At 61.0% G+C, this 12150-nt stretch carries 12 protein-coding genes; 7 read left to right on the top strand and 5 right to left on the bottom strand.

The genetic code is table 11. The features are described 5' to 3' along the window. The first annotated feature begins 275 nt into the window (after positions 1–275). From BRD58_RS05085 to BRD58_RS05065, 5 genes are all read left to right on the top strand, one after another. Positions 276–1433 (top strand): N-acetylneuraminate epimerase, encoded by a 1158-nt coding sequence (locus BRD58_RS05085; RefSeq protein WP_012847797.1) that lies wholly within the window; start codon positions 276–278, stop codon positions 1431–1433. Positions 1434–1545: 112 nt separating this feature from the next. Continuing rightward, on the top strand, positions 1546–2241 hold the full coding sequence (locus BRD58_RS05080) for an oligogalacturonate-specific porin KdgM family protein (protein ID WP_012847796.1): 696 nt from the start codon (positions 1546–1548) through the stop codon (positions 2239–2241). 357 nt (positions 2242–2598) lie between these two features. Next, positions 2599–4080, top strand: a complete 1482-nt coding sequence (locus BRD58_RS05075; RefSeq protein ID WP_012847795.1) for a sodium:solute symporter — start codon at positions 2599–2601, stop codon at positions 4078–4080. 143 nt (positions 4081–4223) lie between these two features. Further along, positions 4224–5114: a MurR/RpiR family transcriptional regulator gene (locus BRD58_RS05070; protein WP_012847794.1), complete on the top strand. Its 891-nt coding sequence runs from the start codon at positions 4224–4226 to the stop codon at positions 5112–5114. 170 nt (positions 5115–5284) lie between these two features. Further along, positions 5285–6175 (top strand): dihydrodipicolinate synthase family protein, encoded by an 891-nt coding sequence (locus BRD58_RS05065; RefSeq protein ID WP_012847793.1) that lies wholly within the window; start codon positions 5285–5287, stop codon positions 6173–6175. Positions 6176–6187: 12 nt separating this feature from the next. Here BRD58_RS05065 and BRD58_RS05060 read toward each other — a convergent pair whose 3' ends face one another. The 5 genes from BRD58_RS05060 to BRD58_RS05040 all read right to left on the bottom strand — a co-directional run bounded on the left by BRD58_RS05060 (position 6188) and on the right by BRD58_RS05040 (position 9583). Beyond that, entirely contained in the window at positions 6188–6832 is a 645-nt protein-coding gene (locus BRD58_RS05060) for a YoaK family protein (protein ID WP_173790604.1), read from the bottom strand. 126 nt (positions 6833–6958) lie between these two features. Continuing rightward, positions 6959–7579: an ABC transporter ATP-binding protein gene (locus tag BRD58_RS05055; protein ID WP_012847791.1), complete on the bottom strand. Its 621-nt coding sequence runs from the start codon at positions 7577–7579 to the stop codon at positions 6959–6961. Then, complete coding sequence (locus BRD58_RS05050) at positions 7566–8354, bottom strand: ABC transporter permease (RefSeq protein ID WP_073381876.1); 789 nt, start codon at positions 8352–8354, stop codon at positions 7566–7568. The genes BRD58_RS05055 and BRD58_RS05050 overlap by 14 nt, the downstream gene beginning before the upstream one ends. A 6-nt stretch (positions 8355–8360) precedes the next feature. Then, entirely contained in the window at positions 8361–9107 is a 747-nt protein-coding gene (gene modA, locus BRD58_RS05045; protein WP_034168624.1) for a molybdate ABC transporter substrate-binding protein, read from the bottom strand. Between the two features lie 230 nt (positions 9108–9337). Beyond that, the gene (locus tag BRD58_RS05040; RefSeq protein ID WP_012847788.1) at positions 9338–9583 is read right to left on the bottom strand and encodes a DinI-like family protein; all 246 of its coding nucleotides are present in this window, start codon (positions 9581–9583) and stop codon (positions 9338–9340) included. 457 nt (positions 9584–10040) lie between these two features. Here BRD58_RS05040 and cuyB point away from each other — a divergent pair, with 457 nt between their 5' ends. After that, positions 10041–10760: a cysteate racemase gene (gene cuyB, locus BRD58_RS05035; protein WP_034168623.1), complete on the top strand. Its 720-nt coding sequence runs from the start codon at positions 10041–10043 to the stop codon at positions 10758–10760. 76 nt (positions 10761–10836) lie between these two features. After that, positions 10837–12138, top strand: coding sequence for an anaerobic C4-dicarboxylate transporter (locus BRD58_RS05030; RefSeq protein WP_012847785.1), 1302 nt, complete (start codon positions 10837–10839; stop codon positions 12136–12138). The last annotated feature ends 12 nt before the right edge of the window (positions 12139–12150 follow it).

Here is a 12150-nt window from a genome sequence, read left to right as displayed (position 1 = left end):
ATAACATTAACCCAATATTAGCACGCGAAGTATAATTGGTGATGATTTTTCTGTGCCGATAAATCCGTTGGATGCGCTGCCCGATGGCGCTGCGCAATAAAGCAACGGATTCGTTTTTGAACTCTCTCACACTTCGCACAAAACCAGATTGAAGTGTAACTCCAAAGATCATTTTATAATGGAGCAATACTACAACAACGTCCTGTCATGTCCGTCGTCCACCTCGCGGGCAGAACGGCCACCGCGCCATGATACTTTAATCGCAAGGAGCTTATATGTCTGGGTTAACGCAGCCAGTCGTCCGTCTTCTGGCCGCCGTGATTTTATCTGCCTCGATTATTCCTGCCGGAAATGCGGAGATATTACCCGTACTGCCAACGCCGTTTAAAGGCGGCACCGGCGCCATTCTCAACAACACGATTTATATCGGGCTGGGCAGCGCCGATAAATCCTGGTATCGATTGGACTTAAGCGCCCAAGAAAAGCGCTGGGAGCCTATTGCCACATTTCCTGGTACAGCCCGGGATCAGGCGGTGACGCTGGCATTAAATAACAGCCTGTACGTGTTTGGCGGCAGCGGCAAAGCCACTGAGCACGATGGAACGCCCTCAGCATTAACCGATACCTATCGCTATATACCGCAGAATAATCAATGGCAAAAAATAGATGCGCATCCGCCGCGTGGCTTTGTCGGGCACGCCGCCGTCGCCCTCAACCGCACTCAGGGGCTATTTTTAGGCGGCGTCAACAAACAGATATTTGATGGTTACTTCCGAGACCTTCATCAAAATAAAGATGATAAGCAAGCCTCTGACCATATTATTCAGCGCTACTTTGATAAGCCGAGCGATGATTATTTCTTTAGTCGGGAGGCGCTGCTGTTTGACGCCGACGGCCAACGCTGGCAATCCCTCGGCGTTACTCCCTTTGCCGGAACGGCGGGATCGGCGCTGGTGCGCAGCGGCGAACGCATCACGCTGATCAACGGCGAGATCAAGCCGGGCCTGCGTACGGATCGGATCCACTATGCCACCTGGTCCCACGATCGGCTGCGCTGGACCGGCGAAGGCGCTCTGCCGCCGCCGCCGGGAGAGCCGATCCAGGAGGGGCTGGCCGGCGCCTACGCAGGCTACAGCCACGGAACCCTGCTGGTGGCGGGCGGCGCCAACTTCCCCGGGGCCCGGGCCAACTACCGCCAGCGGCACTATTACGCCCACCAAGGGCTTAACAAGCACTGGCAGCAGGCCATCTATGCCCAGCGGGGCGAACGCTGGCAGGCCATCGGCGAACTGCCTGTCCCGCTGGGCTATGGCGTCTCCGTCAGCGATGGCCAGCACCTCTACCTGATCGGCGGAGAGACGCTGCAGGGCAAGGCGGTCGATTCGGTCATCACGCTCAGCATGCGCGACGGTAAGCTGATCATCGAGCGCTGATGCGCCGCCGACGTCGATAACGATTACCCGTGCCGCGATCTTCTCTATCGCGGCTACGGCGAGCTGTACCTATAAATAATCAAAAACCACTCAATATCTCTGGGAATGACAAATGAAAAAGACCAACTCTATTATACCACTGGCGCTATCTCTCATTTTCTCTGCAATAAACGTGCAGGCCACGACCATCGACTTTCGCCATGAATACGCCGACTCCTCACGCATTAATAAGGATCGTATCGCCGTCATTCATAACTTTGCCAGCGGCGTAGGGTTTTACGTTGATGCCAGCGTAAAATCCGGTGGCGTGAATAGCGAGCAGGATAAATTTTTAAGCGATCTGGTAAGCAACGCCATTGAAATGGGGCTGAGCTATAGCCATAAGCTATCCGATAATATCACGCTGCAGCCCGGCATTATTTTTGAGAGCGGTACAGACATCGCTATCTATAAGCCTTACCTGAGGGCGCAATACAGCTTTGACAGCGGTATTTACATCGCCGGACGTTACCGTTTTGACTATGCGCGGAAAACGCAGGACGGCGCGCATGACGAACAGACGAATCGTCTGGATGGTTATCTTGGCTATCGCTTTAATGATTGGCGCGTTGAATATGATTATACTCAAATGTATAGCGACGCGCTTAAATATAATAATAAAAAGACCAATTATGAACACAACGTCGCCCTCTCTTACCGAATAAACCCGTCCTTTACCCCCTATGTCGAAGTCGGCAACGTCGCCGTCAACAGCAACAGCGATGCGCGCCAAACCCGCTATCGCGTCGGGCTTCAGTACAACTTTTAACGCCTCTGCGGGGCGCCGCCGCGCGCCCCGTTCACGGCGTGGACCGGGCTGCAATATCTAAATTCATCAATGGGAAAGTGTGCGCTGCACGACATAAGAGAGCGATTTTTGTACCACATTATGCGACGCCTCACACTTCCCTATTTTTTCGCTTGATGAAGCAACGCTCCGAAAAAATAATCATAACGGAGCAAAACACCAACAAGCGCGACTCTGCCCCAGGACGCAGAGCCGATGCAACGACCCTAACGGAGGACGGCGTGATGCACTATCCAGTATCCCCCCGCGGCGCGCGCACCCGCCGGGCTATCGCCGTCAGCGCCCTCCCTCTTACCTTACCCATGGCAGGAATTAAACATGCAGATTCATGACTTCGGATTCCTTAACTATGCCGTCCTGTTCGGCTACCTGCTGGCGATGATGCTGGTGGGGGTGTACTTTGCCAAGCGCCAGAAAACGGCGGATGACTACTTCCGCGGAGGCGGCCGCGTTCCCGGCTGGGCCGCCGGCGTCTCCGTCTTTGCCACCACCCTGAGCTCCATCACCTTTATGTCCATTCCGGCCAAGGCCTATACCTCGGACTGGACATTCATCATCGGCCAGTATCTGGCTATCGCCATTCTGCCGCTGGTGTTTTACTTCTACATTCCGTTTTTCCGTAAGCTGAAAATCACCTCGGCCTACGAGTATCTGGAGGCGCGCTTCGACGTCCGCAGCCGGCTGTTCGCCAGCCTCTCGTTCATGCTGTTCCACATCGGCCGCATCGCCATCATCACCTACCTGACCGTGCTGGCCCTGCGTCCCTTCCTGGCCATCGATCCGGTGGTTCTGGTGCTGCTGATCAGCATTCTGTGCATCATCTACACCTGGATGGGGGGGATTGAAGGCGTTATCTGGACCGACGTGATCCAGGGGCTGCTGCTCTCCGGCGGCGCCGTGCTGATCTTCATCATGATCTGTTGGAAGGTGAACGGCGGGATTAGCGAGATCTACAGCGTCACCGCCGCCGCCGATAAATTCTTCCCGGACAGCCAGTTTCAATGGAGCTGGACCAACAGTACCATCCCGGTGCTGATGATAGGCTTTCTGTTTGCCAACATTCAGCAATTTACCGCCAGCCAGGACGTCGTCCAGCGCTACATCGTGACCGACTCCATCGAGGAGACCAAGCGGACGCTGATCACCAACGCCAAGCTGGTGGCGATTATCCCCATTTTCTTCTTCGCCATCGGCTCCGCGCTGTTTGTCTACTATCAGCAGAACCCGCAGCTGCTGCCGAAGGGCTTTAACACCGGCGGGATCCTGCCGCTGTTCGTGGTCACCGAAATGCCCAGCGGCATCGCCGGACTGATCATCGCGGCCATTTTCGCGGCGGCCCAGTCCAGCATCTCCAGCAGCCTGAACAGCATCTCCAGCTGCTTTAACTCCGATATCTATGTGCGGCTCAGCCGTCAGGAGCGCAGCGCGCCGCAGAAGATGAAGATCGCCCGTCTGGTGATTATCCTCGCCGGCCTGTTGAGCAGCCTGGCCACCATTTGGCTGGTGCTCTCTAATGAATCAGAGATTTGGGATGCCTTCAACAGCCTGATCGGCCTGATGGGTGGCCCCATGACCGGCCTGTTTATGCTGGGGATCTTCTTTAAGCGCGCCAACGCCGGCAGCGCCTTCTGCGGGATCCTGGTCAGCATCGTCGCCGTGCTGCTGACGCGCTACGCCTCCGATCTCAACTTCTTCTTCTACGGCGTCGTCGGCGCCATGTCGGTCGTCGTGGTCGGCGTGATCGCCGCTCCGCTGTTTGCGCCGGCCAAGCAGGTGACGCTGGACCGCGAACGCGTCTGACGCGCCCCCTTCTCTCCCAGCCCGGTCCATGCCGGGCTGACTTTTTTTAAACGTGGTTATTTGCTACGCTTAACGTTCCATAGCCCAATTCCCATGCCGCCGCGCCGCTGGACGGTGCAGTTCATCAATCAAGGCGCCCTCTCATGAAGGACTCTCAGCAGATTCGCTTACAGCCCGGAAAAATCCTCGACACGCTCTCTGCCATGCAGAACAGTCTGACCCGCGTATCTCAACGGATTGCCGACTATATCCTGCGCACCCCGGCGCAGGTCACCCAGTTCTCCATCGCCCAGCTCGCTCAGGCCACGCAGTCCGGCGAAGCGACGGTGATCCGCTTTTGCCGCACCCTCGGCTATAAAGGATTTCAGGATTTCAAGCTGGACCTGGCGATTGAACTCGCCCGCAGCGACGCGGAGGAGACCCCGCTGCTCGATGCCGAAATCATCGACAGCGACGACGTGCCGACCATTGGCCGCAAGCTGCAGTCCGCCATCAACAGCGTCCTGTCAGAGACCCTGAACCTGCTGGACATGGCCCAGGTACAGGCGGCGGTCGATGCTATTCGTCAGGCCAACTACCTGTTTATCTGCGGCGTCGGCTCCTCTGGCATCACCGCCGAAGACATGAAAAACAAGCTGATGCGCATCGGCTATCGGGTTAACGGCACCAGCAATAACCACTTTATGTATATGCAGGCCTCGCTGCTGCAGCCGGGGGACGTCGCGATCGCCATCAGCCACTCCGGCGCCTCGCCGGAGACGGTACACGCGCTCAAGCTGGCGCAGGAGGCCGGCGCGCGCACCATTGCCCTGACCCACAATCTGGGTTCGGCGCTGATGCGCTATGCCGATATCAGCCTGATCAACGGCAATAAGCAGGGGAAGCTGCAGGGGGACTCCATCGGCACCAAGACCGCCCAGCTGTTCGTCCTGGATCTGCTGTACACCCTGCTGGTTCAGGCGGAGCCACAGCGCGTTACCGCGCAAAAGCTGCGGACGCTGAACGCGCTGCAGAGCGCTAAATCGCTGTCGTGAGCGGCCGCCCGCGCCTCGGCGGGCAAAAAAATGCAGAAGCTCACAGTTTGACGAAAATCTACCGTCGTCGCGCGCGACGACGGTTGCGGCACGCCGTATCACGCCCTAGAATGGAGCCAAACTCCATACAAGCAAAGTAAAAAACAAGATAACTCCAAAAGGATGCTAGCATGAAAAAGCTAACCGGTTTGATCGCTGCACCGCATACCCCGTTTAAGGCCGACGGCAGCGTTAACTACCCGGTCATCGACCGCATTGCCGAACACCTGATCGGCGATGGCGTCACCGGCGCCTATGTCTTGGGCACCACCGGTGAAGGTATTCAATGTTCGGTGGAAGAGCGCATGCGCATCGCCGAACGCTGGGTCGACGCCAGTCAGGGAAAGCTGGATCTGATCGTTCATACCGGCGCGCTGAGCATTGCCGACGCCGTGACGCTGGCGCGCCATGCCAACACCCTGGATATCATGGCGACCTCCGTGATCGGCCCCTGCTTCTTTAAACCGGGCAGCGTAGATGACCTGGTCGAGTACTGCCGCCTGGTGGCCGAGGCCGCGCCGGATAAAGGTTTTTATTACTATCACTCCAGCATGTCCGGCCTGAGCATCGACATGGAGCGCTTCCTGCAAAGTGCCTCCGGGCGCATTCCCAACCTGAGCGGCATGAAGTTCAACGCCAGCGATATGTATGAGTACCAGCGCTGCCTGCGGGTAGAGAACGGCCGCTTCGATATTCCGTTCGGCGTCGATGAGTTTATGCCCGCCGGGCTTGCCTGCGGCGCCACCAGCGCGGTCGGCAGCACCTATAACTACGCCGCGCCGCTCTATCTGCGCCTGATGGAGAGCTTCCGCCGCGGCGATATGCAGGATGTCGCCCGCTGCATGGATAAGGTGATCGCCATCATCCGAGTTCTGGTCGAATACGGCGGCGTCGCCGCGGGCAAGGTCGCCATGCAGCTGCACGGTATCGACGTCGGCGATCCGCGTCGCCCGCTGCGCCCGATGACGGCCCAGCAAAAGGCCGATGCGCTGGCCAAATTCCGCGCCGCCGAGTTCCTGTAAAGCACCGCGTCGTCAGCCCTCCGGCGCCCCGCCGAGGCGTCGGCTCAGTAGGGTGGCCGCCAGCAGCGGTATACACACCGCGATAAAACCGACCGCGCCAAAGCGGTCGGTCAGCGTTCCCCCCAGCAATGCGCCGCCGACAAACCCCATAATTCCGCAGAGCAGCGTCGCCCGGGCCGGGCGATCCGGCGCCGTCCGCCCCGCCGCCAGGCTATTGATCAGCGACGTCGACATCCCGGTGATGTAGGTCGAGTGTACCTTGGTGGTATGCAGGCTCTGGATCACGCCGTTCTGCAGCCCCAACGCCAGCGCCTGCAGCAGAATAAAGCCGCTGGGACAGCCCCAGCGCCAGAGTCCCACCCCCGACAGCATCAGCAGTAGCTGCAGCGACAGCAGCGGCGCAATGCGCCGCGTATCGCTGTCCGTCATCCGGCGCAGGCGCCAGCGACTCCCCCAATAGGTGCCCAGCAGGAAGCAGACCAGCGCCACGGCGCAGTAGCCCAACGTCAGCCAGCGCCCCTGCGCCAGGTAGATCATCGCCAGCACCGCATTCCCGGTGATATGGCCGGTAAAGGTGCCCAGCAGGACAAACGCGCCCGCATCGGCAAACCCGCCGACCAGCGTCAGCAGCAGCAATACCCGAATCCGATTATCCATCCCGCTCTCCCGCAGACCGTCCACACCGTCCACACCGTCCACACCGTCCACACCGTCCACACCGTCCACACCGTCCACACCGTCCACAGCATAGCCGATCGGCGTCCGGACGCCATCGCGAACGCGCTAGGTCAGCTGCCGCAGCTGCCCCGCCTGTAGCTGATAGCAGGCATCGGCCAGGGCGTCGACCTCGCGCGGCTCGTGGCTGACCAGCAGCAGCGTCATGGCACGCTGTCGCTGCACCCGACGCAGGCAGCCCCACAGCCGCCGACGCAGGGGCCAGTCCAGGCTGGAGAAGGGTTCATCCAATAGCAGCAGCGGCGGAGCGCTCACCAGGGCACGCGCCAGCGCGACCCGCTGCTGCTCGCCGCCGGACAGCTGCTGGGGATAGCGCTGCGCCAGATGATCCACCTCCAGCTCCCGGAGCAGCGACAGGCGATCCGCTGCGCAGCGCGGCCGTCCGGCCGCAAACTGCGCCAGCGCCAAATTTTGCTCTACGCTGAGAAACGGAAACAGATACAGCCGCTGATTCAGGTGGCGGCAGGGGCGACGCCAGGGCGGCAGCCCATCGATAGGACGCCCCGCCACACGCACGCTGCCCCGGTACGGCAGATGGCCGGCGACCGCCCGCAGCAGGGTGGTCTTGCCGCTGCCAGAGGCTCCGCAGACGGCGGTACAGCCCGCGGCGGCGGCGGACAGGCTGACGCCGCGCAGGATCGCGCAGTGCAGCGCATCAATATGCAGCATATTTTCCCTTTTCCTTCGGCGGGCGCACGCCGTGCAGCAGCAGCAGCAGGGCAAACGCCAGCAGGATCAACAGCAGGGCACAGCCGACCGCGGCAGAGAAGTCGCCGCCGGCGATATTCAGATACACGGCGATCGGCAGGGTCTCCGTTTTCATCCGCGTCGCGCCCGCCAGCATCAGCGTGGCGCCAAACTCCCCCAGCGCCCGCGACAGGGCCAGCACCGCCCCGCTGACCAGGGCGCGCCACACCAGCGGGATCTCCACCAGCAGAAAGGTCGCCAGCGGCGCCAGCCCCAGATTATGGGCGGTCTCCAGCCAGGCGCGATCGATGCTGGCCAAGGCGGCGCCGGCGCTGCGCAGCAAAATGGCCGTGGCAACATAGGTCTGGGCGATGACGATCCCCAGCGGGGAAAAGAGCCGCTGCGCCAGTCCAGGCAACCAGCCCCCCAGCGGCCCCTGATGTCCCAGCAGCAGCAGCAGGCCGATGCCGGTCACCAGCGGCGGCGTCACCATCGGCAAATCGAGCAGCAGATTAAGCCAGCGTTTTCCCGGCAGCGGGACCCGCACCATCGCCCAGGCCGCCGGCAGCGCAATCAGGCAGGCCAGCGCCAGCGACAGCAGCGCCGTCGACAGGGAGAGCCCCAGCGCGAAACGGATCTCCGGATCGCGCAGCAGCGCCTCCAGCATGGCAATATCGATCTGCCCCAGCAGAGCGGCCAGCGAACCGACGATCAGTGCCAGCAGCAGCAGCAGGGGCAGCAGCGCCAGCGCGCGCACCGGACGCTACTTCGCCAGCGGCAAATAGCCGCGATCGGTAAACGCGCGGATCCCCTGGGGCGAGGCGAAATACTCCGCCAGCGCCCGTGCCGCCGCGGCCTGATCGCTACCCTGCAGCACCGCTATCGTCGCCACCTCCTGCGGCACCCCGGGCGGCGTCGGCAGTAGGCGCAGCCGATCGCGGTGGCGCATGGCATCCGCCCGGCCGATCACCGCGGCATCCACGTCGCCGTTGAGCACATACAGCAGCAGCTGTTTAATCGTCGTCGCCTGAACCACCACCCTGCTGCGCAGCGCCTGACCGTATCCGCTGGCCTCCAGCAGCGCATCGCCGCTGCGTCCCAGCGCGATGGCGTGCGGATCGCCCATCCCGATCCTCAGCGGGCTTTGCGCCAGCTGCGCCAGCGTCTCCACCTGGGCGCCGGTATCCCGTCGCACCACCATCACCGGCGTATGCAGCACCAGCGGCGCAGAGAAACTCACCCGCCCCTGAGCGCGCAGGCGCTCGACATAGTCGGCCGAACCGGGCAGAAACAGATCGCCGGCGTGCGTCAGGTTAATTCGCGTCAGCAGCTGTCCCGAGCCGCCGTACTCCACCGTCACCCGGTGGCCACTCTGCTTTTCAAAGGCGCTGACCACCGCCTCTACCGGCTCCCGCAGGCCGGCGCCGGCGTACAGATGCAGCTCTGCCGCGGCGGCCAGTGCCCCCCAGCCCCACAGCAACGCTATCCCTAACCCCGCACTCCACTTCATGTTCACTCCATCGTCCTCGGTCGCACCAATCGTTATATATATAAATATATTACGATAGCCCGACAACGGCCAAAGGCGGGCAACGTGATCGCACTCGGTCTTTTTATTTTGGGAGAGGTGCTAGGGGGCGGATGGGAGCGACCTGGCGACGGTCAGTGGAGGGGGATGGGGGGCGCTGCGCGGCAGCGCTGGGAGCGATAGCGCCGCTCCCTACGAGATCACGCGGGCGATCAGCTGCGCCAGTGGCCGTGCTGCAGCACATCCTGCTGCAGCTCATGGAGCACGATACGCACTTCCTCATTATCGTGAAAGCCCTCTGCCGTGAACGTCGTTTCATCGCCGTCATGCACGATCAGCAGACTGCTCTCCGGGTAAACCTCTTTCACCCGCGCTCCCAGCTCTGCAACGTAGGCGTCATACTCCGTGGCGGAAAGGTGTGCAATGCTGGTATCAGCGATACTGATTTTAATATCCATGACAGACTCCTCACATTAAGGGCGGATGGTAAACGGACCGTCATGAGTGTAAGAGCTCGCCTAAGACAATGCAACGCATTCATCCTGCTGAGCCATAAGCATTATTTTATGCCGTTCTCCGCTATCGCGTCCGCCGCGGCGCAGCGATCGCGCCCCGGCGACGGCCCCCGCGTAGGGCCCGCAAATTATGCACCATTTGCATATACCACCCCTTTTTCGCATGACGCCACCGCGATCCATTAAGCAATGAAAGCCTATTAAAACCGCATATTGATAGGAACAAGCCCCCTATTACACCATCATTGGCATACCACAATATGCGTAATTTGCATTAATCCGCGCTTTATTGCATTTCCACCGAAGGCGCTTTGCCGCCTAGCATGCAGTCAAGACGCCATGACGTGCCCCGGCACGCCCTGGTCGTGGAGAGCGTACTCAGTCAATCGGGGGAAACAGCGTGAAAGGGTTAATTGGCGTATTGGGCGGCATGGGGCCAGCCGCCACCGTAGATATGTTCAATAAGTTCGTCACTTTTACCAGCGCGAGCAGCGATCAGCAGCATATTCCGCTGCTGATCTCCTCCATTCCGGATATCCCAGACAGAACCGCCGCGCTGATGCAGGAGGGCCACTCACCGCTGCCGGCGATGCGCGACTATTTACAGCGCCTGGAGCAGGCCGGCGCCGAGTGCATCGTGATCCCCTGTAATACCGCCCACTTTTGGTTTGATGAGCTGCGCCAGTCCTGTCACGTCGAACTGCTCAACATCGTCGAGGCGACCCTGAACGAGGTGTGCGCCAGCGGGCAGCACCACATCGGCCTGCTGGCCACCAACGCCACGCTGTATATGGGTCTGTATCAGCAGGCCATCGAGGCGCAGGGCCTGCGCTGCATCGCCCCCGATCGCGAGGGGCAGGAGCAGGTAATGGAAAGCATCTACGCCCTCAAGGCCGGCGATGCCGAGCATGCCCGCAGGCTCATGGAGCGGCAGGCCGACGCGCTGTTCGCCCGCGGGGCGCAGATCATCGTACTGGGCTGTACCGAGGTACCGGTGATCCTGGCCGAAGCGCAAAGGGCGCAGCCGGAACGCTATATCGAATCGACGGGTGCGCTGGTGCGGGCCGGCATCCGCTGGTATGAAAAACGCGTCGGAAAAACCGACCTCCTGACGCAATAACCCGCATCGGCGGCGGCCGCCACCCTCTTCTTCATTCTTACCGCTAAACGGCATTGCACTGCCTCTGGAGGCCTTTATGGTATGGCTAGAAATCATCGTTGTTCTGGGCGCAATCTTCTTTGGGATCCGCATGGGGGGGATCGGCATCGGCCTGTGCGGCGGGCTGGGGCTGGCCATCCTGACCCTTGGCCTTGGCCTGCCCATCGGCTCTGCGCCGGTAGACGTGATCCTGATTATTATGACCGTTGTCGTTGCCGCCTCAGCGCTGCAGGCCGCGGGGGGGATGGACTATCTGGTGCGCCTGGCTGGCACCTTCATGCGCCGTAATCCGCGCTATATCAATATCATCGCGCCTATCATCACCTGGTCCATGACCATTATGGCCGGCACCGGCTTCATCGTGTTCTCCACGCTGCCGGTCATTGCCGAGGTCGCCAAAGACTCCGGTATCCGCCCCTCGCGCACCCTGGCCGGCTCCGTCGTCGCCTCGCAGATCGCCATCTCCGGCTCCCCGATCAGCGCCGCCATGGCCGCCATGCTGACCATCATGGAGGGGAATGGCATCACCTTTATTCAGGTGATGGCGATCTGTCTGCCCGCCTCGTTCGTCGCCGCGATGGTCGCCGCGCTGATCGCCTCGCGCCAGGGGTGTGAACTGCAGGATGACGAGGTGTACCTGGCGCGTCTGCAGAAAGGGCTGGTCAGCAAATACCAGGAGAAGCAGAACGTCGATACGCCGCAGGCCAAGCGCGCCGTCGCCCTGTTTCTGCTGGCGACCGTCGCCATCGTGATCCTGGCGGCCTTCCCGCAGCTGCGTCCCGGCTTTGATATCGGCAAACCGATGGGCACCCGCGATATCATCATCATCTGCATGCTCTCCTGCACCTGCCTTATGGTGCCGCTGTGTAAAACCAACGGCGATGCGATAGTGATGACGCCCACGTTTCGCTCCGGCATGAGCTCGCTGGCGGTGATCCTGGGGATCGTGACGCTGGGCACCACCTTTGTCGACGCCCATATGGATCAGATCAAGTTCATCGCCGGCGACGTCCTGCGCGCCTACCCGATGCTGCTGGCGCTGGTGCTGTTTCTGACCTGTGCGCTGCTCTATTCGCAGGGCGCCACCACGCCGCTGATCATTCCGCTGGCCATCGCGCTCGACGTTCCCATTTGGGCCATACTGGCATCCTATGTCGCCGTCACCGGCGTCTTCGTGCTGCCGACCTATCCGACCTCGCTGGCGGCGATGGAGTTTGACACCACCGGCTCCACGCGGGTGGGTAAGTACATCGTCAACCATCCCTTTATGCTGCCGGGGCTGGGGGGGATCGCCGCGGGCGTCGCCTTCGGCTTCCTCATCGCGCCGCTGGTAGTCTGAGTACGCCCCGCT

This window comes from Edwardsiella piscicida (assembly GCF_001896205.1).
Taxonomy (GTDB): domain Bacteria; phylum Pseudomonadota; class Gammaproteobacteria; order Enterobacterales; family Enterobacteriaceae; genus Edwardsiella; species Edwardsiella piscicida.
The sequence above is the reverse complement of the archived record's forward strand: the minus strand, read 5'-3'. Positions and strand labels throughout refer to the sequence as shown.

Excerpts from the sequence above, each read along its gene's own strand:
- BRD58_RS05085 (WP_012847797.1), top strand. The coding sequence starts at position 276 with ATGTCTGGGTTAACGCAGCCAGTCGTCCGTCTTCTGGCCGCCGTGATT.
- BRD58_RS05080 (WP_012847796.1), top strand. The coding sequence starts at position 1,546 with ATGAAAAAGACCAACTCTATTATACCACTGGCGCTATCTCTCATTTTC.
- BRD58_RS05075 (WP_012847795.1), top strand. The coding sequence starts at position 2,599 with ATGCAGATTCATGACTTCGGATTCCTTAACTATGCCGTCCTGTTCGGC.
- BRD58_RS05070 (WP_012847794.1), top strand. The coding sequence starts at position 4,224 with ATGAAGGACTCTCAGCAGATTCGCTTACAGCCCGGAAAAATCCTCGAC.
- BRD58_RS05065 (WP_012847793.1), top strand. The coding sequence starts at position 5,285 with ATGAAAAAGCTAACCGGTTTGATCGCTGCACCGCATACCCCGTTTAAG.
- BRD58_RS05060 (WP_173790604.1), bottom strand. The coding sequence starts at position 6,832 with ATGGATAATCGGATTCGGGTATTGCTGCTGCTGACGCTGGTCGGCGGG.
- BRD58_RS05055 (WP_012847791.1), bottom strand. The coding sequence starts at position 7,579 with ATGCTGCATATTGATGCGCTGCACTGCGCGATCCTGCGCGGCGTCAGC.
- modA (WP_034168624.1), bottom strand. The coding sequence starts at position 9,107 with ATGAAGTGGAGTGCGGGGTTAGGGATAGCGTTGCTGTGGGGCTGGGGG.
- BRD58_RS05040 (WP_012847788.1), bottom strand. The coding sequence starts at position 9,583 with ATGGATATTAAAATCAGTATCGCTGATACCAGCATTGCACACCTTTCC.
- BRD58_RS05030 (WP_012847785.1), top strand. The coding sequence starts at position 10,837 with ATGGTATGGCTAGAAATCATCGTTGTTCTGGGCGCAATCTTCTTTGGG.